Origin of the sequence: Mycobacterium asiaticum (assembly GCF_001673315.1) — a bacterium.
Taxonomy (GTDB): Bacteria; Actinomycetota; Actinomycetes; order Mycobacteriales; family Mycobacteriaceae; genus Mycobacterium; species Mycobacterium asiaticum_B.
Window position 1 is genome coordinate 25,422 of record NZ_LZLQ01000120.1, and the last position, 23,815, is coordinate 49,236.

Annotated in this window: 24 protein-coding genes; 14 read left to right on the plus strand and 10 right to left on the minus strand. The window is 64.9% G+C overall.

Annotation, left to right across the window (positions count from 1 at the left end):
- Nucleotides 1–43 precede the first annotated feature (43 nt).
- Both mshD and A5636_RS18295 read right to left on the minus strand, forming a co-directional pair.
- Nucleotides 44–985, minus strand: a complete 942-nt coding sequence (mshD, locus tag A5636_RS18290; RefSeq protein ID WP_065160053.1) for a mycothiol synthase — start codon at nt 983–985, stop codon at nt 44–46.
- Entirely contained in the window at nt 982–1,749 is a 768-nt protein-coding gene (locus A5636_RS18295; protein ID WP_155763879.1) for a winged helix-turn-helix transcriptional regulator, read from the minus strand. Before A5636_RS18295 ends, mshD begins: the two co-directional genes overlap by 4 nt.
- Nucleotides 1,750–1,916: 167 nt before the next feature.
- Between A5636_RS18295 and lmeA the strand changes: the two genes are divergently transcribed.
- The 4 genes from lmeA to A5636_RS18315 all read left to right on the plus strand — a co-directional run bounded on the left by lmeA (nt 1,917) and on the right by A5636_RS18315 (nt 5,027).
- Nucleotides 1,917–2,723, plus strand: coding sequence for a mannan chain length control protein LmeA (gene lmeA / locus A5636_RS18300; RefSeq protein ID WP_065160054.1), 807 nt, complete (start codon nt 1,917–1,919; stop codon nt 2,721–2,723).
- Between the two features lie 374 nt (nt 2,724–3,097).
- On the plus strand, nt 3,098–3,931 hold the full coding sequence (locus A5636_RS18305) for a sulfurtransferase (RefSeq protein ID WP_065160055.1): 834 nt from the start codon (nt 3,098–3,100) through the stop codon (nt 3,929–3,931).
- A 1-nt stretch (nt 3,932) separates the two neighbouring features.
- Entirely contained in the window at nt 3,933–4,235 is a 303-nt protein-coding gene (locus tag A5636_RS18310; RefSeq protein WP_065160056.1) for a DUF1416 domain-containing protein, read from the plus strand.
- A 150-nt stretch (nt 4,236–4,385) separates the two neighbouring features.
- Nucleotides 4,386–5,027 (plus strand): FABP family protein, encoded by a 642-nt coding sequence (locus A5636_RS18315; protein WP_065160057.1) that lies wholly within the window; start codon nt 4,386–4,388, stop codon nt 5,025–5,027.
- A gap of 318 nt (nt 5,028–5,345) precedes the next feature.
- Here the strand turns inward: A5636_RS18315 and A5636_RS18320 are convergent, their stop codons facing one another.
- Nucleotides 5,346–6,209: an aminodeoxychorismate lyase gene (locus tag A5636_RS18320; protein ID WP_155763881.1), complete on the minus strand. Its 864-nt coding sequence runs from the start codon at nt 6,207–6,209 to the stop codon at nt 5,346–5,348.
- A gap of 246 nt (nt 6,210–6,455) precedes the next feature.
- Between A5636_RS18320 and ygfZ the strand changes: the two genes are divergently transcribed.
- The gene (gene ygfZ, locus A5636_RS18325) at nt 6,456–7,550 is read left to right on the plus strand and encodes a CAF17-like 4Fe-4S cluster assembly/insertion protein YgfZ (protein WP_065160059.1); all 1,095 of its coding nucleotides are present in this window, start codon (nt 6,456–6,458) and stop codon (nt 7,548–7,550) included.
- A gap of 154 nt (nt 7,551–7,704) precedes the next feature.
- Nucleotides 7,705–7,878 carry a DUF3073 domain-containing protein gene (locus A5636_RS25720; RefSeq protein WP_081287869.1) on the plus strand — a complete coding sequence of 58 codons (174 nt, stop codon included), beginning with the start codon at nt 7,705–7,707 and terminating at the stop codon, nt 7,876–7,878.
- A gap of 21 nt (nt 7,879–7,899) precedes the next feature.
- Here A5636_RS25720 and purM read toward each other — a convergent pair whose 3' ends face one another.
- From purM to A5636_RS18340, 3 genes are all read right to left on the minus strand, one after another.
- Nucleotides 7,900–8,994, minus strand: coding sequence for a phosphoribosylformylglycinamidine cyclo-ligase (purM, locus tag A5636_RS18330; protein WP_065160060.1), 1,095 nt, complete (start codon nt 8,992–8,994; stop codon nt 7,900–7,902).
- Between the two features lie 103 nt (nt 8,995–9,097).
- On the minus strand, nt 9,098–10,633 hold the full coding sequence (gene purF / locus A5636_RS18335) for an amidophosphoribosyltransferase (protein ID WP_065160061.1): 1,536 nt from the start codon (nt 10,631–10,633) through the stop codon (nt 9,098–9,100).
- Between the two features lie 131 nt (nt 10,634–10,764).
- Nucleotides 10,765–11,151, minus strand: coding sequence for a sterol carrier family protein (locus A5636_RS18340; protein ID WP_065160062.1), 387 nt, complete (start codon nt 11,149–11,151; stop codon nt 10,765–10,767).
- 19 nt (nt 11,152–11,170) lie between these two features.
- Here A5636_RS18340 and A5636_RS18345 point away from each other — a divergent pair, with 19 nt between their 5' ends.
- Nucleotides 11,171–12,385, plus strand: a complete 1,215-nt coding sequence (locus tag A5636_RS18345) for an MCE family protein (protein ID WP_065160063.1) — start codon at nt 11,171–11,173, stop codon at nt 12,383–12,385.
- On the opposite strand, the gene A5636_RS18350 is transcribed toward A5636_RS18345, so the two are convergent.
- From A5636_RS18350 to A5636_RS18360, 3 genes are all read right to left on the minus strand, one after another.
- Nucleotides 12,323–12,991 (minus strand): Rv0804 family intramembrane glutamic endopeptidase, encoded by a 669-nt coding sequence (locus A5636_RS18350; protein WP_437339843.1) that lies wholly within the window; start codon nt 12,989–12,991, stop codon nt 12,323–12,325. The two genes, A5636_RS18345 and A5636_RS18350, sit on opposite strands and share 63 nt — an antisense overlap.
- A complete protein-coding gene (purL, locus tag A5636_RS18355; protein ID WP_155763882.1) occupies nt 12,988–15,264 on the minus strand; it encodes a phosphoribosylformylglycinamidine synthase subunit PurL in 2,277 nt (758 codons plus the stop codon). The genes A5636_RS18350 and purL overlap by 4 nt, the downstream gene beginning before the upstream one ends.
- A 71-nt stretch (nt 15,265–15,335) precedes the next feature.
- Nucleotides 15,336–16,613 (minus strand): M18 family aminopeptidase, encoded by a 1,278-nt coding sequence (locus A5636_RS18360; RefSeq protein WP_065160065.1) that lies wholly within the window; start codon nt 16,611–16,613, stop codon nt 15,336–15,338.
- Between the two features lie 5 nt (nt 16,614–16,618).
- Between A5636_RS18360 and A5636_RS18365 the strand changes: the two genes are divergently transcribed.
- The 3 genes from A5636_RS18365 (at nt 16,619) to A5636_RS18375 (ending at nt 18,921) form a co-directional block, all read left to right on the plus strand.
- The gene (locus tag A5636_RS18365; RefSeq protein WP_155763880.1) at nt 16,619–17,689 is read left to right on the plus strand and encodes a Dyp-type peroxidase; all 1,071 of its coding nucleotides are present in this window, start codon (nt 16,619–16,621) and stop codon (nt 17,687–17,689) included.
- A complete protein-coding gene (locus A5636_RS18370) occupies nt 17,686–18,489 on the plus strand; it encodes a family 1 encapsulin nanocompartment shell protein (RefSeq protein WP_065160067.1) in 804 nt (267 codons plus the stop codon). The genes A5636_RS18365 and A5636_RS18370 overlap by 4 nt, the downstream gene beginning before the upstream one ends.
- 90 nt (nt 18,490–18,579) lie before the next feature.
- Entirely contained in the window at nt 18,580–18,921 is a 342-nt protein-coding gene (locus A5636_RS18375) for an SDR family NAD(P)-dependent oxidoreductase (RefSeq protein WP_081287870.1), read from the plus strand.
- Between the two features lie 7 nt (nt 18,922–18,928).
- On the opposite strand, the gene A5636_RS18380 is transcribed toward A5636_RS18375, so the two are convergent.
- Nucleotides 18,929–20,614, minus strand: coding sequence for an MOSC and FAD-binding oxidoreductase domain-containing protein (locus A5636_RS18380; RefSeq protein WP_065160068.1), 1,686 nt, complete (start codon nt 20,612–20,614; stop codon nt 18,929–18,931).
- A gap of 91 nt (nt 20,615–20,705) precedes the next feature.
- Between A5636_RS18380 and A5636_RS18385 the strand changes: the two genes are divergently transcribed.
- The 4 genes from A5636_RS18385 to A5636_RS18400 form a co-directional block, all read left to right on the plus strand.
- Nucleotides 20,706–21,575 (plus strand): alpha/beta fold hydrolase, encoded by an 870-nt coding sequence (locus tag A5636_RS18385; protein ID WP_065160069.1) that lies wholly within the window; start codon nt 20,706–20,708, stop codon nt 21,573–21,575.
- Nucleotides 21,576–21,624: 49 nt separating this feature from the next.
- Nucleotides 21,625–22,320, plus strand: a complete 696-nt coding sequence (locus tag A5636_RS27420) for a TetR/AcrR family transcriptional regulator (RefSeq protein WP_065160070.1) — start codon at nt 21,625–21,627, stop codon at nt 22,318–22,320.
- 8 nt (nt 22,321–22,328) lie between these two features.
- The gene (locus A5636_RS27425) at nt 22,329–22,967 is read left to right on the plus strand and encodes a TetR/AcrR family transcriptional regulator (RefSeq protein WP_065160071.1); all 639 of its coding nucleotides are present in this window, start codon (nt 22,329–22,331) and stop codon (nt 22,965–22,967) included.
- Between the two features lie 103 nt (nt 22,968–23,070).
- On the plus strand, nt 23,071–23,815 hold a 745-nt coding region (locus tag A5636_RS18400), incomplete at its 3' end, for an alcohol dehydrogenase catalytic domain-containing protein (RefSeq protein WP_065160072.1).

The window sequence follows — 23,815 nt, forward strand, 5'->3', positions numbered from 1 at the left end:
TGCCCGCCAGCGGGTGTCGCTACGCGCATCGATGCGTCCTGGCTCAGTTTTCGGAGGAACCTGCGGCATAGGCGGTGTCGACGCTGTAGACATCGAAACCGGTCTTTTCATAGGTCCGCACGGCGGCCGCGTTGTCGGACTCCACGTACAGCAAGGCGGTGGGATTGGGACGGTCGGCCAGCCGCCGAGCCAGCGATGACAGTCCGATCGACGTCAACAACTGTCCCAGGCCGCTGCCCTGCGCGGCGGGATCGACGCCCAGCACGTAGACCTCACCGAGTCCGGCGGGGTCGGAATGCACCTTGGTCCAGTGGAAGCCCATCAGCCTCTCGGATTCAGCCCCGGTTTCGGAGTTGGAGAACGCCAGGAACAGACCTTCCGGATCGAACCACGGCTCGTCGCGCCGCTCAGCTATGTCGGCCTCCGTCCATCCGCCCTGCTCCGGGTGGTAGGAGAATGCGGCATTGTTGACCCGCAGCAATTCAGCATCGTCGGCAGGGCCCCGGTAGGTTCGGACGTGCACATTCCGCAACCGATCTGGGGTCACCGGTTCGGTGATATCGCGCAGCGGGCGTCGCATCTGCAACAGCTCCCGGACAGGGACCAAGCCCAGTGCGGCGGCGGTCGCCTTGGCGGCCTCCAGCGTGCCATGTGCCCAGAATTGGTTACGCCCATCGGTTTTGGTCATTGCCGCTTGCGCCAGCACGGCGCCGATGCCACGACGCCGGGCCTGCGGGTGAACCACCAATTCGGCCATCCCGGCGGCTCCGTCGCGCGGCGGCGTGAGATTCAGGTAACCGGTCACGGAGTTACCGGCGGATCCATCCAAGACCAACAGGTGCTCGGTGCGATCGTGCGACAACTCCCGCAACACCTGCTCGCCTACCGGCGCCACATTGTCGAATTCCGTTGCTGCAGAGATAAGTTCACGAATGTTCTGTTGCTCTTCGGCGGTGAGTGCCGAGCGCCAGTCCGGCCGGTTCACTGGCTACGCAACGGTTCGTCCAGTGGTTCTGCCAAATCGTCGGCATCGGCGCCGGACTGGTCGCCCTCCGGCTCGGCCGCTGGTGTGCGGCCGCGAGCGGGCCGCACCGCCTTATAGCCGACGTTGCGTACCGTGCCGATCAGAGCCTCGTGCTCCGAGCCGAGTTTGGCGCGCAATCGTCGCACGTGCACGTCGACGGTGCGGGTGCCACCGAAGAAGTCGTATCCCCAGACCTCGTGCAACAACTGCGCTCGGGTGAAGACCCGACCCGCGTGCTGAGCCAGATATTTCAGCAGCTCGAATTCTTTGTAGGTGAGGTCCAACGGTCGACCGCGTAGCCGGACCGTGTAGGTGCCTTCGTCGATGACCAGCTCACCCAGGCTCACTTTGCCGGCGCTTTCCTGGTCCGCCAGGCCGCCACGACGCCCCACCACCAGCCGCAGTCGGGCGTCGATCTCTGCCGGCCCGGTACTGGGCAGCAGAATCTCGTCTAGACCCCAGTCAGCACTGACGGCCACCAGCCCGCCCTCAGTCACCACCGCAAGAACCGGCACCGAACGGCCCGCGGTGCTCAGCAGGCGGCACAGGCCGCGCGCCGCCGACAGGTCGTTGCGCGCGTCGACGAGCACCGCATCCGCATTGCCGGCCTCCAGCAACGAGGAAGCTTCCGCCGGCGCGGTCCGCACGCTGTGGGGAAGCAGCGAGAGGGACGGCAGGACTGGATCGGGATACAGCTCCGAGGTCAGCAGTAACAGGTCCAACAAGCCCCTCCAGCCTCGTGGGTAGGCCTCCCAAATTCATTCGCGCCATGACGTTAGCGGCCAGGTCATCTAACGATAACTTGCCACCTGGGCTTTCGCTCCATGACGAGGCGGTCCGAGATCGACGTCACCATCACGGCACAACCGAACGGCGATGTCACAATGTCCGGATGCGCAGGGTGCTGGTGAGTCTCACCGTCGCGACGATCGCCGTCGGTGTCCTGGCACTCGGTGCTCTCGGCATCGACTATGGCACCAGCATTTATGCCGAGTACCGGCTGTCCACCACCGTGCGCAAAGCCGCGAACCTGCATTCGGACCCGTTCATCGCCATCCTGGCGCTGCCCTTCATTCCGCAGGCGATGCGTGATCACTATGCCGAGCTTGAGATCAAAGCCAACGGCGTGGACCAACCGGAGGTCGGCCGGGCCACGCTGGAGGCCACCATGCACTCGATCGATCTGACCGACGCGTCCTGGCTGATCAGACCGGACGCGAAACTGGTGATCGGCAAGCTGGAGACCCGCATCATCATTGACTCCGTGCATCTGGGCCGGTTCCTGGGCATTACCGACCTCATGGTCGAGGCGCCGCCGCAGGAGTCCAACGATGCCACCGGCGGAACCACCGAATCCGGGATATCCGGCAGTCACGGGCTGGTGTTCAGCGGCACACCGAAATCGGCCGAATTCCACGACCGGGTCAGCATCTCGGTGGACCTCTCCATCGCCCCGGATGACCCGGCCACGCTGGTGATCACCCCCACCGGCGTCCTCACCGGACCGGATACCGCCGACCAGGCCGTTCCCGCCGACAAACTCGACGCGGTACTGAAGGCGTTCAGCGCCAGGTTGCCGCACCAGCGGCTGCCGTTCGGGGTGGCGCCGACGACGGTTGGAGCGCGCGGATCGGACGTCATCATCGAGGGAATCACCCGCAACGCCACCATTACCTTGCGCGATTTCCGCCCATCGTGACGTGTTGATAACCGCACTCGGACCGGCCTTTATCGAAGCCGCCGGGCGCTGTTGGCTTGATCACTATGTCATTGGGTAAGCTGACCGTCGTGTCAACCCGCATCGAGCACTTGCTCATCAACTGCCGCACGGCTCAGCCGTGCCGCAGCGCGGGTTGTTGCTGTTGCTGTAGCTGTTGAGTAGCCGCGCCGATCTGCGCAGCACTCGAAGCAGCCCCGGAGTCCCCACTGTGGCATGTCTTCCCGCGCAACAGGCGTACCTAGGAGTAATCCGTGCCGTGAACAACCACCACCCGCGTGCGTGGCCGGTCACCTTTTGGCACCTGGCTCCCGTCGCCTGAATACCTCAGAGAAAGAAATCGAAAGGATCCCACCATGGCACGCTCCGACGTCCTGGTCTCTGCCGACTGGGCTGAGAGCAATCTGGATGCCGCAGACGTCGTCTTCGTCGAAGTCGACGAAGACACCAGCGCCTACGACGGCGCCCACATCCCCGGCGCGATCAGGCTGGACTGGCGCACCGATCTGCAAGACTCGGTCAAACGCGACTTCGTCGACGCCGAGCAATTCTCCAAGTTGCTGTCCGAACGCGGCGTCTCCAACGACGACACCGTCATCCTCTACGGCGGCAACAACAACTGGTTCGCGGCGTACGCCTACTGGTACTTCAAGCTCTACGGCCACGACAAGGTCAAACTGCTCGACGGCGGTCGCAAGAAGTGGGAGCTTGACGGTCGTCCGCTGTCCAGCGAAGCGGTAAGCCGGCCGGCCACCTCCTACTCCGCGTCACAGCCGGACAACAGCATCCGCGCATTCCGCGACGACGTGATCGCCGCCATCGGCGAAAAGAACCTCGTTGACGTGCGCTCCCCGGACGAGTTCTCGGGCAAGATCCTGGCTCCGGCTCACTTGCCCCAGGAACAGAGCCAGCGGCCCGGCCATGTCCCCACCGCCATCAACGTGCCGTGGAGCAAGGCCGCCAACGAGGACGGCACCTTCAAGTCCGACGAGGAACTGGCCAAGCTGTACGCCGACGCCGGGCTGGACGGCTCCAAGGAAACGATTGCCTACTGTCGAATCGGGGAGCGTTCCTCGCACACCTGGTTCGTCCTGCAGGAATTGCTCGGACACAAAAACGTCAAGAACTACGACGGCAGTTGGACGGAATACGGCTCCCTGGTGGGTGCCCCGATCGAGTTGGGAAGCTGACATGTGCTCTGCACCAAAGCAAGGACTGACGTTGCCGGCCAGCGTCGACCTGGAGAAGGAAACGGTGATCACCGGTCGCGTCGTCGACCGGGACGGTCAAGCCGTCGGGGGTGCGTTCGTCCGCCTGCTGGACTCCTCGGATGAGTTCACCGCCGAGGTCGTCGCGTCAGCCACCGGCGACTTCCGGTTCTTCGCCGCTCCGGGGGCCTGGACACTGCGCGCCTTGTCCAGGGTCGGCAACGGCGACGCAGTGGTGACGCCGTCGGGCGCCGGTATCCACGAGGTGGACATCAAGATCGCCTGACGCACCCGCGCAGGCTGGTCCCCGTTGGCGTGGCGGGAAGAATAGAATCACTGGCGTGGTGCTGTTCTTCGAGATCATGCTCGTCTTGGCGACCGTGGCCATCTCCTGGTTTGCGCTGTATGCGCTGTATCGGCTGATCACCGACGAGTCGTGACCTCCTCCGAAGGCGCGGACGCTAGCGGCGTGTCGCAAGCGGCGGAGCGCGCGAAACTGACCGCGGCCCGCAACATTCCCTCATTCGACGATCTGCCGGTTCCCGCGGATACCGCGAATCTGCGCGAAGGCGCGAACCTCAACGACGCGCTGCTGGCGCTGCTGCCGTTGGTCGGGGTGTGGCGCGGTGAAGGCGAGGGACGCGGCACCGATGGCGACTACCGGTTCGGCCAGCAGATCATCGTGTCGCACGACGGCGGCGACTACCTGAATTGGGAAGCCCGGTCGTGGCGATTGGACGACTCGGGCGAGTACCACGAGACCGGATTGCGGGAAACAGGCTTCTGGCGGTTCGTCCGTGATCCAGACGATCCGAGCGAATCGCAGGCCATCGAGTTGCTGTTGGCACATTCGGCCGGTTACGTCGAGTTGTTCTACGGGCGGCCGCGTAACCAGTCGTCATGGGAACTGGTGACCGATGCCCTGGCGCGCAGCAGGTCCGGCGTGCTGGTTGGCGGCGCCAAGCGGCTGTACGGGATTGTCGAAGGCGGCGACTTGGCCTACGTCGAGGAGCGAGTGGATGCCGACGGCGGGTTGGTCCCGCACTTGTCGGCACGGCTCTCCCGATTCGTCGGCTGACGCGAATACTTCAATAGCACACCGCCCGCGGTACTGCCGAACCCCGGCTAAGCACGGTAACCCTGCAGTTGGGTAAGTGTTGCTGCCAGAAATGGAGCGGCCCCCGAGCCATATTCCGGTTGGACGGACCGGAAGCTCGGGGGCCGGGTGGCTACGGGAGATTCGCCAGCGCGATGGTCGAAGAATCTGCCGAGCCAATGCAGCTAGCTCGCAGCCACCTCACATGTCCATGAAGCTATCAATTTCGCGGACCACCTCCCTTCTTGTGTAAAGCCGACGCTACCGTGACTTCGGCGCGGCGACAACACAATTAAGCGTTCAGCGATCGCTGACTATCGCGGCGTCGACCAGTTCGGCGAACGTATCGGCGAAAGGGGCGCGCGGCAGGTACCGGCCGTCCAGGGTATGCACGCGGGCAGCCAGCGTCATGCTGGAGATAAGCCAGATACCTTGTGCGGCGGATAGATCCGCTACCCGCAACGCGCGGTAGTCGCAGTCATACCCTTTCGCGCGGGCCACGGTGAATAGTGCCTGCTGGGTGGTGCCTCGCAGAATCGGGTACCACGGGGGCGGGGTGAACAGACACGGGTTGCCGTCGCCGTTGTCGGTAGCGATCACCACCGTCGAACGGGGGCCTTCCAGCACGTACCCGTCGGTGCTGACGAAGATCACGTCGCCGGCGTTCTGCCGGGCGGCGTGTCGTAAGACGGCCATGTTGACCGCGTAGGACAGCGTCTTGGCGCCGGCCAGCAACCAAGGCATGGCGTCGATCCCTTGCGCCGGCAACCCCCGGTCGAGCGTGATCGCGGCGATACCGTCGCGGCGAACCGCGGCCACCCGGTCCGGGACGGGACTGACCATTACATATGCCGTTGGGGCAGAACCGCCCTCGCGGCCGCGGCTGTATACCAACCGCATCGCCGCCTCATCGGCGGTGCGTTCAACCCATTGGCGGGTCGCCTGGTCGATGGCGCGCCGCCAACCAGGGAGGTCCGGCTGCGGCAGGTCCATCAGCTTGGCGGAGTGAGTAAGCCTTTGCAGGTGCGACTCGATCAGGCACGCCCGGCCGTTGCGCACCAGCAATGTCTCGAAAATCCCGTCGCCGCGAACCGCTGCCAGGTCATCGGCGGAAAGCAGTGGCGTCGCCGGATCGAGGATCTTGCCGTCCAGCGTGACGACCACACCAGCTTGCTCAGCCATGATCGGCCAGCCTAATAGGGATCATCTCGCGCCGAACGTGAAGCTGCATGCACAGTGGGCGCCGAACGTGAAGCTGGCTTCACGCTGGGTGAAACTGCGCGAGCGCCCGTCGCCGTAGAGTTGACATGTCGCGCTGCGACGATGCAGAGCGAAGCGATGAGGAGAAGCAGCGCAATTGAACCCGCGCTGCGACGATGCAGAGCGAAGCGATGAGGAGAAGCAGCGCAAGTGAACCCAGTCCCTGCTCCCGATCCCGGGCCTGACGTCGGCGCCGTCTGGCATTACGGCGATCCGCTCGGTGAACAGCGCGCGTCCCAGACCGACGCCGTCCTGGTGGACCGCTCGCATCGCCCCGTGCTGGCGCTCACCGGAAACGATCGTCGTTCCTGGCTGCACAACATCTCCACCCAGCACGTCAGTGACCTGCCCGATGGCGCGACCGTGCAGAACCTGAGCCTGGACGGCCAGGGCCGGGTGGAGGACCACTGGCTGCAGACCGAACTCGGGGGAACCACCTATCTGGACACCGAGCCGTGGCGGGGCGAACCCCTGTTCGGTTACCTGCGCAAGATGGTGTTCTGGTCCGACGTGGCGGTGGAGCACGCCGATTTCGCGGTGCTGTCGCTGCTCGGGCCGCGCTTGGCGGACGCCGCGGTTCTTGCTGCGCTGGGCGTAGACGCGTTGCCGGCAGACTGGTCGGCCGTCCCACTGGCCGGTGGTGGATTCGTGCGTCGCCTGCCCAGCACTCCCGGTGGTCCGATCGAGTTGGACTTGGTGGTGCCGCGCGCCGATTCTGCCGCCTGGCGACGGCGCCTGGCCGAAGCGGGTGTGCTTCCCGCGGGTGTGTGGGCGTTCGAAGCACATCGAGTCGCCGGTCTGCGTCCGCGACTGGGCGTCGACACCGACGAGCGCACCATCCCGCATGAAGTGCGTTGGATCGGCGGTCCCGGTGAAGGCGCCGTCCACCTGAACAAGGGCTGCTATCGCGGGCAGGAAACCGTCGCCCGGGTGCACAACCTGGGTAAGCCGCCGCGGATGCTGGTGTTGTTGCACCTCGACGGTTCGGCCGATCGTCCGTCCACCGGTGACCCGGTCCTCGCCGGGGGTCGCGCCGTGGGACGCCTGGGAACGGTTGTCGAGCACGTCGATCTGGGACCGGTGGCGCTGGCGTTGCTGAAGCGAGGTGTGCCCGGGGATACCGCGCTGACCACCGGCGCCGACGGTGAAATAGCGGCTGCGATCGACGCCGATTCGTTGCCTGCCACCGATGAAGTGGGGGCCGGACGGCTCGCGGTGCAGCGGTTACGTGGCGGCGGCCGATAACTGTTGTGACATCCGCCATCTGTTGAGGCCGCGTGGCAGGGCGCGCCAACGTTAGGCGGCCCGGCACGGTAAGCTGTCGACAGGACAAAACGACACTAGAGATCGGAGCCGCCTACTCGTAGGCCGCTCCGTTATTTCGCGAGGGGGTTCCCCCATGGGCCGCGGCCGGGCTAAGGCAAAGCAGACCAAGGTTGCTCGAGAACTGAAATACAGCTCCCCCCAGACCGACTTCACGCGGCTTCAGCGCGAGCTGTCCGGGACGAGCACCGATGAGCCGGACCACTTGGACGGCGACTCGTGGGATGACGATGACAACTGGCGCCGCTGACGGTAGCCCGCTCTTACTTTTTTAAAACCTTGGATGCTGGCCGACGAGCTTGGCTCGCGGCCCTTCCTTTCCGCCCTTCCCGACGCTGCCCAGGACCCAGCAGTTGAGGTGCCTGGCGGTCAGGATCGCTTCGGCGCGGTCGGTGTCCTCGGCGGCGACCACCGCGACCATGCCCACGCCCATGTTGAAGGTCTTCTCCATCTCAGCTCGAGATACCCGACCGCGCTGGGCGATCATGCCGAACACCGGCGCAGGGGTCCAGGTGCCCCGGTCCACCTCGGCGACCAGACCCTGCGGGATGACTCTGGCCAGGTTGCCGGCCAGTCCTCCCCCGGTGACATGGCAGAAGGTGCGGACCTGCGTTTCAGCGGCCAGCGCCAGGCAGTCTTTGGCATAGATGAGCGTGGGCTCCAGCAGTTCCTCGCCCAGCGTGCGACCGAACTCTTCCACATAACCGGCGAGGTTCATCCGGTCGATCTCCAGCAGGATTGAGCGGGCCAGCGAGTACCCGTTGGAGTGCAGGCCCGAAGATCCCATCCCGATGATCACGTCGCCAGGTTTCACTCGGTCTGGTCCCAGGACGTCGTCAGCCTCGACGACTCCCACGCCGGTCGCCGAGATGTCGTAGTGGTCCGGCTCCATCAGACCCGGATGTTCGGCGGTCTCGCCGCCCAACAAGGCGCAACCGGCCCGCACACAACCCTCGGCGATCCCGCTCACGATCGCGGCGACGCGCTCGGGCACCGTGCGGCCCACGGCGATGTAGTCCTGTAGGAACAACGGCTCGGCGCCGCACACCACGAGGTCATCGACCACCATCGCGACCAGGTCGAGCCCGACGGTGTCGTGCTTGTCCATCGCCTGAGCGATCGCCAATTTGGTGCCGACGCCGTCGGTGGATGCGGCCAGCACCGGTTCCCGGTAGTCGCCGCGTATCGCGAACAGCCCAGCGAACCCGCCGAGCCCACCCCGCACCTCGGGTCTGGTGGCCTTGGTCGCCAGCGGCTTGAACAAGTCAACGGCGCGGTCACCGGCTTCAATGTCCACCCCGGCCGATGCGTAGGTGATGCCCTGATTACCCGCGCCTCGTTTGGAGCTCTGTTCAGGATCCGTCATCGCGATAAAGGCTACCGGTCGGCGCCCACCGCCGGTAACGCTTCCCACCGGTGTCGCGCTTCCAGCCGCCGAATAAGCCAGTCGTGTGCGCGGGTACCGCTTTTCAGTGGCTGACGGGGACTTCCGGAGCTTCCTGACCGGTGAGCTCACCGAGCCCGGCACCGCGCGCAGCATTCGCCAGCATGTGCTCGACGACGTTCTTGCCCAGCGCGCTGTCACCAGGCAGCTCGATCGGGTACGTGCCGTCGAAGCAGGCAGTGCACAAGCGCGAGGCGGGTTGCTCGGTGGCAGCGATCAGCCCACGCAGGGAGATATATCCGAGCGTGTCGGCATTGATGGCATGCCGTACCGCCTCGAGTACCTCGCCTTCGTCCTCCACGGCATTGGCGATCAACTCGGCTGGGGACGGGAAGTCGATGCCGTAGAAGCATGGCCACTTCACCGGCGGTGAGGCGATGCGCACGTGCACTTCCACCGCACCGGCTTCGCGCAGCATGCGAACCAACGCCCGTTGGGTGTTGCCCCGAACGATCGAGTCGTCTACGACGATGAGCCGCTTACCACGGATCACCTCTTTGAGCGGGTTCAACTTGAGGCGGATACCGAGCTGACGGATCGTCTGCGACGGCTGGATGAAAGTGCGCCCGACATAGGCATTCTTCATCAGACCCTGCCCGTAGGGTATGCCGGACTCCTGCGCGTACCCCACCGCGGCGGGGGTGCCGGATTCCGGTACCCCGATCACCAGGTCCGCCTCGACCGAGCACTCCCGAGCGAGTTGGCGACCGATGTCCAGCCGCGCACCATGGATGGAGCGGCCCCCGATGGTGCTGTCGGGTCGAGCCAGGTAGACGTACTCGAACACGCACCCCTTCGGCGAGGGATTGGCGAAGCGGGTGGACCGCACTCCGTCGGCATCGATCGCCAGCAATTCTCCTGGCTCGATGTCGCGGACGAAGGAAGCCCCGACGATGTCGAGCGCGGCGGTCTCGGAGGCCACCACCCAGCCCCGATCCAGCCGCCCGAGCGACAACGGCCGCACCCCATGTGGGTCGCGGCAGGCGTAGAGGGTGTTCTCGTCCATGAACGTCAGGCAGAATGCCCCGCGCACGGTCGGCAGGAGTTCCAGCGCCGCCTGCTCCAGGCTGGAGTCGGCCGCGCCGTGCGCCAGCAGCGCGCCGAGGATGTCAGAATCCGTCGTCGCCGGCGCCGGGCAACGTTTAGCAATCAACCCCGCGTCGCGGGCCCGCGCCGCCAACTCTGCGGCGTTGACCAGATTGCCGTTGTGGCCCAACGCAACCCCGGTACCCGCTGCGGTGTTGCGGAATACCGGCTGGGCATTCTCCCAAGTGGTGTCGCCGCTGGTGGAGTATCTGCAGTGTCCGATCGCGACGTGGCCCTCCATGGCCGCCAGCGTCTGCTCGTCGAACACCTGGCTGACCAGGCCTAGGTCCTTGAAAACCAAGACCTGCGATCCGTCGGCGACAGCAATCCCCGCGGCCTCCTGGCCGCGATGCTGCAACGCGTAAAGGCCGTAGTAGGTGAGCTTGGCGACGTCTTCACCTGGGGCCCAGACCCCGAATACACCACACTCTTCACGAGGCGAATTGAAGTCTTCTTCGGGCTGTTGAGCGGTCACGGTTCTGGCGGCTCCCTAGGGCGCGATTGGTGACGTACCGGAGTCTACGGGTAACTCGTCGTGAGCGACGAATTCAACGGGCGTGTTATTCCCGTTCGCCTCGGCGTGTCGCAGCGGAAACCCGAGGTCAGTCACACATTCACCACTGGTAACAAGTGGTCAATCTCACCCGCTCGTGCTCCGGACAGGGTCACCGATCCGTCAGCGTGCGCCTCCTTCAAACCCAGCAGTCCCGTGGCTACCAACAGCCACGTCCTGGGGTCGGTCTCCACCACGTTGGGCGGGGTCCCTCGGGTGTGCCGGGGCCCAGGAATGCACTGGACGGCCACGAACGGCGGGATGCGGACCTCCACGCTGGCACCCGGCGCCAAACCAGCCAGAGTGCGCGCGGTCAGTCGCACCGCCGCTGCCAAAGTGGCGCGGTCAGGCGGCGCGCAGTTCTCGTTGCGCAGCCAATCTGCGATGGACAGGACGAGCTGCCGAATCTGCGCCGGATCGACGCTATCGCGGGCCGCCATACCTTATGGTCTCAGAATCATGCAGCGTCGTCGTTCTGGCACGCACCCGCCATTCAAGGCCATCGGCCTGGTAGCGCTGATGGTGCTGATGCTTGTGCTGGGCGCGCTGTACTGGCAGTTCCGCGGGAATTTCACGCCGAAAATGAAGTTGACCATGGTGGCTCCGCGGTCGGGGCTGGTGATGGCACCCGGGGCCAAGGTCACCTACCACGGGGTACAAATCGGTCGGGTGTCGACGATTTCAGAGATCGACCGCGCCGGCCGGCCAGCCGCCCGGGTGATCCTGGACGTCTTTCCAAAGTACATCCCCCATATTCCGGCCAATGTGACCGCTGAGATCAAAGCGACCACCGTCTTCGGCAACAAGTATGTGGCTTTGAGTTCACCGAAACTCCCTGCGACACAACACATCACCCCGTCCGTCGAGATCGACGCAACGCAGGTGACCACCGAGTTCAACACGTTGTTCCAGACACTGACCGCCATCGCCGAAAAGGTCGATCCGGTGAAGCTCAACCTGACGCTGAGCGCAATGAGCGAGGCCCTAACCGGATTAGGCGATAAATTCGGCGCTTCACTGACCAACGGATCGGCGATCCTCGATGAGCTGAACCCGCAGCTGCCCCGCAGCCGCTACGACATCCAGCGCCTGGCTGCCCTGGGCGACGTCTACGCCGACGCCGCACCGGATCTGATGGACGCCTTGAACCGGGCTTCGACCACCGCGCACACCGCCAACCAGCAACAGGACGAACTGGATGCAGCGCTGTTGGCGGCGGCCGGCCTGGGTGGTAGCGGCTCAGACGTGTTCCGACGAGCGGGGCCGTATCTGGCTCGGGGGGCCGTGGATCTTCTTCCGACCGCCCAGCTGCTCGACGAATACAGTCCCGAAATAGCTTGCACCATCCGGAATTACGACGAAGTCGCGCCCCGCATTCGGGCCGCGCTGGGATTCAACGGATACGCGTTGGGAGCCAACTCCGGGGGCGGGATCGTCGGGGCACCATCTCCGTACATCTACCCGGAGAATCTGCCTCGGGTCAATGCCCGCGGCGGGCCGGGGGGAAAGCCGGGTTGCTGGCAGAGGATCACCCGGACTCTTTGGCCCGCACCGCTTTTAGTGATGGACACCGGTGCCAGCCTGGCACCGTACAACCATTTCGAGATCGGCTCACCGGTCGGCTTGGACTACGTGTGGGGCCGCCAGATCGGCGACTACACCATCAACCCGTGAGCTACGTCGTTGTGCCGCGACCGCGGCGAGTGCGCCCGAGGAGTTGATGGCCCAATGGGCCAGCATCGGCGCTGCCAGGCTGCCGCAGCGGTCGGCCAGCCAGCCGAACAGCCACCCCGCCGCGCCGGTGACCAGCACGACAGGCACCGTCGGCTGACCCGCCGCGCGAGCGTCGGCGATGTGCGACAGCCCAAACGCGGTGGCCTGCAGCACCCGGCCGCGGGATGGGCCGAACGCGTTGGCAGCAACGGTGCCCAGCGCCGCCCGGAACGCCGCCTCCTCCGCCCAGACCGTGCCAATCGGTATGTGCACCCCAAGCCAGTTCCGCACTGACGGCGGTAGTTCGCGGGCCGCCATCGACCTACGCACAATCGGAATCGGTGTTGTCGCACCAATTGTCGTCGACACCACGGTCGCGGCGACCGATCCCCACCAGAGTCCCGCCCACAGCTGTGGCGGACGAAAACCCAGTGGCGCACGGGTGGTCAACGCCAGCACCCCACCCAGGCCGGCCTGCGCCGGAGTCCGCCATCCAGTCGGCAGCCGGGGACCGATCAGGCTCCAACCGACCAGGCCGGCCGCCAGCAAAAGGGCGTGAAGTCTCAGGCGAAGAATTGCGGCAGCACCGCCTCGGATGTTTCGCGCAGCTCTGCCAGGGACACCGTGAACAGACCCTGAATCTCGATCGCATCCGACGCTTGATCGACGACGCCGATACGCGCCGCCGGCAACCCCCGCGCCTCGCACATCGATCGGAATCGGCTTTCTTCGGTGCGCGGCACCGCCACCAGCACCCGGCCCGCTGATTCGGAGAACAGCATGACGAAGGGATCGGCATCCTCGGGAAGCACGATGCGACAACCGGTCTCACCCGCCAGAGCGGCCTCGACGACGGCCTGGGCCAGCCCGCCTTCGGAGAGGTCGTGTGCGGCGGTGATCAGACCGTCTCGGGAACCGGCCGCCAGCACCTCGGCCAGCAACTTCTCCCGGTTCAGGTCGACCGCGGGCGGCATCCCCCCGAGATGATCGGCGGTCACCTGTGCCCAAACAGAACCGTCGAATTCGTCGCGAGTGTCCCCGAGCAACAGCAGGCTCTCGCCGGGCTCGGTACCCAGCGCGGTAGGCAACCGCCGACCGACGTCATCGATGACGCCCAGCACCCCCACCACCGGAGTCGGCAGGATCGCCGATGAGCCGGTCTGGTTGTAGAAGCTCACGTTGCCACCGGTGACCGGAATCTTCAGTGCCACACAACCATCTGCCAGGCCCCGGACTGCTTGGGAAAACTGCCACATCACCGCGGGGTCCTCGGGGGAGCCGAAATTGAGACAGTTCGTCACGGCGACCGGGGTGGCACCGGTGACCGCGACATTGCGGTACGCCTCGGCCAGTGCGAGCTGTGCACCGGTATAGGGGTCGAGTTGGGTGTAGCGTCCCGACGCGTCGGTAGACAAAGCGATGCCCCGGCCGGTTGCTTCGTCGATGCGCAGTACACCGCCGTCGGCATGTTCTGCCAGCACGGTGTTCCCCCGCACATACCGGTCGTACTGTTCGGTGATGTATGCCCGGCTGCACAAGTGCGGGCTGCCAAGCAACTCAAGCAAAGTCGCGCGCAGTTCGTCACCGGTTCTCGGGCGCGGCAGGATCTTCGACGAGTCCGCGTTCAACGCGTCCTGGGACTCCGGACGGGCGGCCGGGCGCTGGTAGACGGGGCCCTCGTGGGCAACCGTGCGCGGCGGCACGTCGACGACGGTCTCGCCGTGCCAGGTAATGCGCAACCGGTCACCATCGGTGACTTCGCCGATTACGGTGGCCAGCACTTCCCACTTGCGGCACACCGCCAGGAAAGCGTCGACGTTCTCCGGCGCGACGACTGCGCACATCCGCTCCTGCGACTCACTGCACAACACCTCCGCCGGTGTCATGTGCTTGGCGCGCAGCGGGACGGCATCTAGGTTGATCGCCATCCCACCGTCACCCGCAGATGCCAATTCAGATGTGGCACAAGCTAATCCGGCTCCACCAAGGTCCTGGATACCGATCACCAGCCCGTCGGCGTAGAGGTCGAGGCAGCACTCGATGAGCACCTTCTCCAGGAACGGATCACCAACTTGGACCGAAGGCAGTTTCTTGCGCGCAGAGTCTCCGGCGCCTTCACCGTCGAAGGTGTCCGACGCCAACACCGACACGCCGCCGATACCGTCGAGTCCGGTTCGCGCGCCGAACAGGATGATCTTGTTCCCGGTGCCCGACGCGAACGCCAGATGCAGGTCTTCCTGACGTAATACTCCGACGCACAACGCATTTACCAACGGGTTGCCGGCGTAGGAGGCGTCGAAGACGGTCTCGCCGCCGATGTTGGGCAAACCCAGGGAGTTTCCGTACCCGCCGATGCCGCGCACCACGCCGTCCACCACCCGGCGGGTGTCGGGAGCGTCGGCGGCACCGAACCGCAACTGGTCCATCACCGCCACGGGGCGGGCCCCCATAGCCATGATGTCGCGGACGATGCCGCCGACACCGGTGGCCGCGCCCTGGTACGGCTCGACATAGGACGGGTGGTTGTGCGACTCCACCTTGAACGTGACCGCCCAGCCGTCGCCGATGTCGACGACGCCGGCGTTCTCACCGATGCCGGCCAGCATGCCGGCACGCATGTCCTCGGTCGTGGTCTCACCGAAATAGCGCAGGTGGACCTTGGAGGACTTGTACGAGCAGTGCTCGCTCCACATCACCGAATACATCGCCAGCTCGGCGTCGGTGGGCCGACGGCCGAGGATCTCGCGGATCCGCTGGAATTCGTCTTCTTTGAGACCCAGTTCCTGGAATGGTTGCGGCTGGTCGGGGGTGGTTGCGGCGTGCTCGACGGTGTCAATCACGTGGGTGTGCGCGCTCGTCACGCAGCCAGTCTAGGTTCCCGGCGGAAATTGAGCTGATCGCACCGGTTGCCTCAGGACGTCACAGCAGAAAGGAAAGCTTGCAGCGCGGCCGCGTACGCAGCAACGTCGGCCGCGCCCATCAACTCACGGGCGGAGTGCATGGCAAGTTGCGGGGCGCCGATGTCGACGGTCGGGATACCGGTGCGCGCCGAAGCCATCGGTCCGATCGTCGAGCCACAGGGCAGATCTGCTCGGTGCTCATAACGCTGCAGCGGCACACCGGCCTGCTGGCAGGCGATGGCAAAAGCCGCTGCTGTGCGGCCATCGGTGGCGTACCGCAAATTCGGGTGCACCTTGAGCACCGGGCCACCATTGACCGCGATCAGGTGACCCGGCTCATGGCGTTCCGGATAGTTGGGGTGCGTCGCGTGCGCCATGTCCGCCGACGCCAGCATGGACGCGGGCAGCAGCCGCAGGAAGTCTTCACGGCTACCCCCGGCGGCCAGGACGATGCGCTCGAGGACGGTCCCCAGCAGGTTGGATTGCGCGCCGTGATCTGAGGTCGAGCCCACCTCCTCGTGGTCGAAAAGCACCAGCACCGGCAGAAATTCACTCGGCGTGGAGGGGCTCTGATCCCGGCCCAGCAACGCCTCCAGCCCCGCATAGCAACTGGCCTGATTGTCCAGCCGTGGCGCGCTCAACAGGTCACCCGAGGCACCGATCACCCCCGACGGGGTGAGGTCGTGCGTCATCAGGTCGGCGGCCAGGACATCGGTCTCGGGCACCCCGGCGCGTTCGGCCACGTAGCCGACGAATGAACCGCCCGCATCGCCCGCACCCCAAACCGCGTTGACGTGTCGCTGCGGGTCCAGGGTCAGCGACTTGCGGTCGTCGGTCAGGTGGATGGCGAGTTGGGGTACCCGCAGGATCGGCTCGTCGATGCGGACCAGCCGGTGTGTGATGCTCCTGCCGTCTCGCACCGACAACCGCCCGCTGATGCCCAGGTCCCGATCCAGCCATGAATTGAGCCACGCCCCGCCGTAGGGCTCCAGCGCCACCACCTTCCAACCGGCCACCAGGCGGTCGGGGTGCTGCTTGACCCGCAGATTGGGACTGTCGGTGTGCGCACCGATGATCCGGAACGGACTCAGGCCGGTCGCGCTGTCCCAGGCAACGAGCGAGCCGGCACGCACGACGAAGTACCTGCCGGGGCTTTCGGGCCAGCGATCGCGCTCGCTGAGTTCGGTGTATCCCGCGTCGAGCAGCCGGATCGCCACCGTGGCGCAGACATGGAACGGTGACGGCGACGCGTCGATGAATTCACCCAGGCCAAGGGCGGTGGCCACCATGTGCCATGTTTAGCATTCCCGGTCCCAGGAGCGTTAGGGTCTTCGCTGTGCCCGCTGTCCAACCGCAGCCGATCCTGGAGCCCTTGACGCCAGCAGCGATCTTCATGGTCGTCACGATCGGCAGCGGTGGTGAGGCCACCGTGCATGACGCGTTGGGCGACATTTCCGGGCTGGTGCGGGCGATCGGTTTCCGGGAGCCGGCCAAGCGACTGTCGGTGGTCACATCCATCGGTTCCGAAGCCTGGGACCGGTTGTTCACCGGCCCGCGGCCCGCCCAGCTTCATCCGTTCGTCGAGTTGAAGGGGCCGCGCCACGTTGCGCCGGCCACGCCCGGCGATGTGTTGTTCCACATCCGCGCCGAAACCCTCGACGTCTGTTTCGAATTGGCCGGCCGCATCCTCAAGTCGATGGCACCGGCCGTGACCGTTGTCGACGAAGTGCACGGGTTCCGGTTCTTTGATAATCGCGATCTGCTGGGTTTCGTCGATGGCACCGAGAACCCGGACGGCCCACTTGCGATCAGCGCCACTGCGGTTGGTGACGAGGATCCCGACTTCGCCGGTTCGTGTTACGTACACGTACAGCGGTACGTCCACGACATGACGTCGTGGGAATCACTGTCGGTAACCGAACAGGAACTGGTGATCGGCCGGACCAAGCTCGAGGACATCGAACTTGATGATGACGCCAAACCCGCCAACTCACATATCGCCCTCAATGTCATCACCGACGACGACGGCACCGAGTTGAAGATTGTGCGACACAACATGCCGTTCGGCGAGGTCGGCAAGGGCGAGTACGGCACCTATTTCATCGGTTATTCACGTACCCCAGACGTCACCGAGCAGATGCTGCGCAACATGTTCCTGGGCGATCCCCCCGGCAACACCGACCGCATCCTGGACTTCTCCACCGCCGTCACCGGTGGGCTCTTCTTCGCCCCCACCGTCGACTTTCTCAACAACCCGCCGCCGCTGCCCGCGCCGCAGGAGACCCCTTCCCCGGGTGGCTCAGCCACACTTTCCTCCGATGACGGATCACTCAGGATCGGCAGCCTGAAAGGAAAAACCCGATGAACAACCTGTACCGCGATTTGGCACCGGTCACCGAAGCCGCTTGGGCGGAAATCGAAGTGGAGGCATCGCGGACGTTCAAACGGCATATCGCCGGGCGGCGAGTGGTCGACGTCAGCGACCCGGGCGGTCCGGTGACCGCCGCGGTGAGCACAGGTCGGTTGATCGACCTGGAATCACCCACCGACGGTGTAATCGCCCACTTGCGCGACAGCAGGCCGCTGGTCCGGCTGCGCGTGCCATTCACTCTGTCGCGCAACGAGATTGATGACGTCGAGCGTGGTTCGAACGACTCCGACTGGGAACCGGTCAAGGTAGCCGCGAAGAAATTGGCATTCGCGGAGGATCGCGGCATCTTCGAGGGCTACGCGCCGGCGTCGATTCAAGGTATCCGCAGCTGCAGCTCCAACCCGCCGCTGGCCCTGCCCGAGGACCCCCGTGACATTCCGGACGTGATCACCCAAGCCTTGTCCCAGCTGCGGTTGGCGGGTGTGGACGGCCCGTATTCCGTGCTGCTCGCCCCCGATGTGTACACCAAGGTGAGCGAAACGACCGCGCACGGATATCCGATCCTGGAGCATCTCAACCGGCTCGTCGACGGCGACATCATTTGGGCACCGGCCATTGACGGCGCGTTCGTACTGACCACGCGAGGCGGCGACTTCGACTTGCAGCTCGGTACCGACGTCTCCATTGGATACCTCAGCCACGACGCCGACAACGTGCAGCTCTACCTTCAGGAAACGCTGACGTTCCTGTGCTACACCGCCGAGGCGTCCGTCGCTCTCAAACCCGTCGAGTAGGGGTGATCATGGCGGCCACACTGGCAGGTTCCACCGCACTGGTCACCGGTGCGACGTCGGGGATCGGGCGATCGATAGCGCGGCAGCGCGATAGTCAACCTCAGCACCATCGCCGCGTCGACGCCGAAGCGTAACGGCGGCATCTACGGTGCCACCAAGGCGGCACTCGAATTGCTCACCCGGGTCTGGGCAGACGAGTTCGGTGCTGCCGGGGTGCGGGTGAACGCGGTGGCGGCCGGTCCGACCGACACACCCGGAACCGACGCAACACCCGGATTACTTGAACAGCTTGCGGCAACTACCGCGCTACGCCGCCCAGCCGACCCTGACGAAATCGCCAGCGCGGTCACTTTTCTCGTCTCCCCGGACGCAAGCTATGTCAACGGCGCAATTCTGAATGCCACCGGTGGTGAGAGTTCGTTCGCCCCATGATGTGCCGCTAGATATCCAGCACCAAGTCACTTTGCGGCGCGGCGGAGCAGATGAGCACCTCGCTGGGATCCGGCAACTCCAGGGGCGACTGGACGTACTTTGCGGTTCCCGCGACCACCCCGGTCACGCAGACATGACACACGCCGCTGCGGCAGGAGAAGCGGGTGGGCACATCGCACGCTTCGGCGAGTTCGAGGATGCTGCCGTACGTTGACGACCAATGCACCGTCAGTCCGGTGCGTGCGAACGTGATCGTTGGCCCGGTGCCGGGTGGGCCGTCCGGCTGGTGCGGTGGACGATGCGGTGCACCGACAACTCCCGGATTGATCGGCGGCAGGGCACCGAACAATTCACTGTGGATGTCGGCCGCATTAAATCCAATGCTGGTCAATGCATCCCGTATGTCATCCATGAACTGCGTTGGACCACAGAGGTATACAGCGGCCTCGACGGGCAGCCGCAGCGCCGTGATGGCCTGGCGGTCCAAGCGCCCTTCGGCCTCGGTATAGAACACTCTCTGATGAGCGTGGGGCAGCGACTCGACCAGGACGCTCACTTCCCCAGCGAAGGCCTGGCTTTCGCGGCTTCTGGTGGTATGTACCCACCAGATCTCCCGACCGCTGGCGGTGGTCGAAAGCGCATGCAACATTGCCAGGAGGGGCGTCGCTCCGATGCCGGCGGAAATCAACACGATGGGGCGGCTGCCGTCCGCCAGCACAAAGTCACCGCGCGGTGCGGCGACGTCTAAGACCGATCCGGGTTGGATGTGATCGTGCAAATACCCGCTCACCGATCCGCGGTCTTCGCGCTTGACGCTGATGCGGTACTCCCCTGCCCCGGGGTCACCGGACAGGGAGTAGCTGCGCAGCTGCGCTCGGTGGCCCTCGCCCGGGATCCGAACCGTAATGTGCTGACCCGGCAATGGCGTCGGCAGCGGGGTATGGTCTTGCGCCGCCAACCGGATTGACAACACTGAAGCACTCTCCGGATGAACGCCGCTGACCCGCAAGGACCGAAAACCGTTCCAGGCTGGTTGATCTGGATGTGGCGCCGGTGCCGCCAGCATGTCGAGGAAGGACTGTCGCCAGCCCGGGCTCAGCGCCGGGACATCCACAATCGCGCGGAGTAGTCCGGCGTCGCGGTGGGGCAGGTACAACAAAGCGTCGATGTCGGCGACGGTGAGCTGGTGCGGCCCACGCCGAGTGCGCACGATGTCATCACCGCTTTGCACGCATCCCTCGGTGACGACCCGGAAATAGAACCCAGGGCGGCGCTGAGATACCAACAGACTGGGCATTTCGGGTTCGTCCAAACGCAGTCCCACTCGAAAGCAGGTAACGCGGGGTTGCGTGATTTCGAACTCGGCGTCACCGATGCGGTAGCGGTCACCGATGCAGACCTCGGCATCGGCCAAGCCGCTGACGGTGAAGTTCTCACCGAAATGGCCGAATTGGAGATCATCGCGCTTCAGGTAACGCTTCCAGAAGTCGTAAGACTCGGTCTGATACACCATGACAGCGCGTTGCTCGCCTCCGTGGCCGGCGAGGTCGCCCTGGCCGTCGCCGTCGATGTTGAGGCGGCGCACCATGACCGGTCCCTGCACGGGTGCCTTCCAGATTCCGGTTCGCACCAGTTCGCCGCGCCACGGCACATCCTTGGGCATGCCGACATTCACCGAAACCAGCTTGCCCACAGGCGCTCCTCGCCCTCGCTTCTTGCATGCCCACCATATCGGTGCATAATGGGTTGCACAACCCAAAATCAACCCCGGCGCAGGAGGACTGATGACGGTGGTCCACCATCGCTATGCAACCGTCGACGGACATCGGTTGTTTTTCCGGGAGGCGGGGGATCCGGATGCGCCGAAAGTGGTTTTACTGCACGGCTTTCCGACCAGTTCGTACATGTTCCGTGGACTGATTCCCGCACTAGCAGACAGCTACCACGTGATTGCTCCGGATCATCTGGGCTTCGGGCTCTCCGACGCGCCAAGCGTCGACGAGTTCGATTACACCTTCGACGCGCTCACCGAGTTGACGGCGGGTCTGCTTCGCGGCCTCGGCGTCGACAGGTACGCGATCTATGTCCAGGACTACGGCGCTCCGATCGGGTGGCGGCTCGCTCTGCAAGATCCGGCGGCGATAGCTGCGATCATCACCCAGAATGGCAACGGGTACGACGCCGGTTTCGTCGAAAGCTTCTGGAAAGTGGTGTGGGCCTACCAAACCCGGCCGACAGCCGATACCGAAGCCGCGGTTCGGCAGTTCCTCACTCTGGACGCCACCCGGTGGCAGTATCTGACTGGCGTGGCCGACGAGACGCTCGTGGACCCAGAATCGTGGCTGCACGATTATGCACTGATCTCCCGGCCCGGTAACGACGAGGTGCAGCTGAAGTTGTTCCGCGACTACGCCACGAACGCGCCTCTCTACCCGCGGTTGCACGAGTACTTCCGCACCACGGGTGTTCCGCTGCTTGCCGTGTGGGGCCGCGGCGACGAGATTTTCGGCCCCGCCGGCGCCCGGGCCTTCGCCGATGACCTGCCCGATGCCGAGCTCCACTTGCTCGACGGTGGCCATTTCCTGCTGGAATCGGCCTTGCCCGAAGTCACCGAACTCGTCCGAGCGTTCCTGGCCAGGGCTCGGGCAGATTAATGGGCTGTACATCCCAAAGATGCGGGCGGTTGCGGGTTAGCCTTGCGATATGGGGCATCCGGATGCTGACGACAAACGGCTGACCCCGAAGGGGCGGGCCACCCGGGATCGGATCATCGAGACCGCCGCCGATCTGATCGTCCACGAGGGACTGTCCGCGTTCAACATGGACAGCGTCCGCAAGGCCGCATCGGTCAGCGGCTCACAGCTGGCCCATTACTTCGCCGACAAGCGCGCGCTCCTTCGCGCCGTCATCGCGCGACAGACGGGTGTGGTGCTGGATTTTCACCGCCAACCGCAACTCGGGGGATTGCAATCGTTCGATGATTTCGAGCGGTGGATCGATCTCAACATGCGCTATCTACGCCGTATCGGCCATACCGGCACGCCCACCTATCATGCCCTGACGGCCAAGTTGGCCAAGCCCGATGACGCGACGCGCGAAGCCCTCGCGAGGGGCTACTGGCAATGGGTTGAGCTGCTCGAGCGGGCGATTCAAGGAATGAAGGACAACGGCGCCCTCACCAGCAATGCCGACCCACACCGGCTGGCCCTGGTGATCGTCAGCGCCCACCAGGGCGGCGGCACGCTGGCCTACACCTACGGTGCGGAATGGCCGCATGCCGACGCAATCCGATTCGCCGTCAACTATCTGCGCTCGTTCGCCACGGATCCTGCCGAACGGGTTCCCCGACCGGTAGGCCGCATCCGCGGCCGGCGCTCGGCCGCCGACCGATCGACTTGACCCATCCCGTGTCCGACAACAAGACACCAAGGCTCACCCAGAAGGGTCTGGCCACGCGGGCGCGCATCGTGGATGTCGCGGCGCGATTGATATTCGAGCGCGGTGTCGCCAACACCAGCATCGACGAAGTGCGCACCGCAGCGGGCGTGGGCGGATCACAAGTCGCACACTATTTTCGTGACAAGCGGGATCTGACCCGACACGTGATCGCGCTGCGCCGCAACAATGTTCGGACGTTTCACACCGAACCGCGGCTGGGCTCGCTGGACAGCTTCGAATCGCTGCAGCGGTGGGCAGACGCCTGCGCGACAGACATCGACACTGTGTATCGCCTCGGGGGTTGCGTCTACGGTTCGCTGGCAGGTGAACTCATCGACGCCGACCACGAGATTCACGCTGACCTGTCCGACGGGTATGACGAGTGGATCGAGTTGTTTCACGAGGGCCTCACCGCCATGCGGGCTCGCGGTGACCTACGGCCCGACGCCGACCCGCGGCACCTGGCGGTAGCCCTGGTCGCGGCACACCAGGGTGGTGCGATGCTCACCCAAGTCACTGGCGATGCCGAGCCACTGCGGGCAACGCTGGAAGCTGCGCTTGCCTATGTGCGGTCCTTCGCGACACCACGACGCCGCCGCAGATCCTGAGCATTCACCCCTGGACATTTTTGGGTTACTCAGCCCATAATAATGGGATGGCTGGCCCACTACGGCCTTCCGCTCGTGTGAATATCGCAGGAAGGCGTTTTTCATGCCGGTAATCGAAAGCACGCTCCCCACGGCGCCGGCCGTAGTCCGTGAGCAACACAACGATGAGCAGATGCGCGCAATCGTGCTGGACAAGTTCGGCGGACTCGAGAGCTTGGTTTACACCGATATCCCTAAGCCCCTGCCCAAGCGCGGCGAAGTGGTGATCAAAGTGAAGGGCTTCGGCATCAACCATGCCGAGATGCATATGCGCCGCGGTGAGTGGGCCGAGGCCGCCGAAGTCAGTGGCATCGAATGCGTCGGCGTCGTGGATTCCTGCCCGGACGGCGAATTCGCCGTCGGCGCAAAGGTAGCCGCGTTGATGGGCGGACTGGGCCGGACCGTCAACGGCAGCTACGCCGAATACACCCGGGTGCGTGCGGCGAACGTCGCGCTGATCGAGTCCGACCTACCGTGGTCCGTCTTGGCGGCCCTGCCCGAAACCTACGCCACGGCTTGGACATGCCTCTTTCGCAATCTTCAACTGACTGCGGGACAGACGCTGGTGATCCGCGGTGCCACATCGTCTTTCGGCCAGGCGGCGTTGAAGATGGCCGTTGCCGCCGGGGCGAACGTCATTGCCACCACCCGCAGCGGCAAACGTATCTCCATGCTTGAAGGCCTCGGTGCCAGGCGTGTCGAACTGGAGCGAACCGACCTCGCCGCCCACATCGCCGAGGCAAAACAACTCGACGCCGTCCTCGATCTCGTAGGCAACAGCACCATTCTCGATTCACTGGACATGCTCA

What these genes read in the sequence shown, in the direction of transcription:
- lmeA (WP_065160054.1), top strand. Translation starts at nt 1,917, where the DNA reads ATGCGCAGGGTGCTGGTGAGTCTCACCGTCGCGACGATCGCCGTCGGT.
- A5636_RS18305 (WP_065160055.1), top strand. Translation starts at nt 3,098, where the DNA reads ATGGCACGCTCCGACGTCCTGGTCTCTGCCGACTGGGCTGAGAGCAAT.
- A5636_RS18310 (WP_065160056.1), top strand. Translation starts at nt 3,933, where the DNA reads ATGTGCTCTGCACCAAAGCAAGGACTGACGTTGCCGGCCAGCGTCGAC.
- A5636_RS25720 (WP_081287869.1), top strand. Translation starts at nt 7,705, where the DNA reads ATGGGCCGCGGCCGGGCTAAGGCAAAGCAGACCAAGGTTGCTCGAGAA.
- purM (WP_065160060.1), bottom strand. Translation starts at nt 8,994, where the DNA reads ATGACGGATCCTGAACAGAGCTCCAAACGAGGCGCGGGTAATCAGGGC.
- A5636_RS18340 (WP_065160062.1), bottom strand. Translation starts at nt 11,151, where the DNA reads ATGGCGGCCCGCGATAGCGTCGATCCGGCGCAGATTCGGCAGCTCGTC.
- A5636_RS18345 (WP_065160063.1), top strand. Translation starts at nt 11,171, where the DNA reads ATGCAGCGTCGTCGTTCTGGCACGCACCCGCCATTCAAGGCCATCGGC.
- A5636_RS18360 (WP_065160065.1), bottom strand. Translation starts at nt 16,613, where the DNA reads ATGGTGGCCACCGCCCTTGGCCTGGGTGAATTCATCGACGCGTCGCCG.
- A5636_RS18365 (WP_155763880.1), top strand. Translation starts at nt 16,619, where the DNA reads ATGTTTAGCATTCCCGGTCCCAGGAGCGTTAGGGTCTTCGCTGTGCCC.
- A5636_RS18370 (WP_065160067.1), top strand. Translation starts at nt 17,686, where the DNA reads ATGAACAACCTGTACCGCGATTTGGCACCGGTCACCGAAGCCGCTTGG.
- A5636_RS18385 (WP_065160069.1), top strand. Translation starts at nt 20,706, where the DNA reads ATGACGGTGGTCCACCATCGCTATGCAACCGTCGACGGACATCGGTTG.
- A5636_RS27420 (WP_065160070.1), top strand. Translation starts at nt 21,625, where the DNA reads ATGGGGCATCCGGATGCTGACGACAAACGGCTGACCCCGAAGGGGCGG.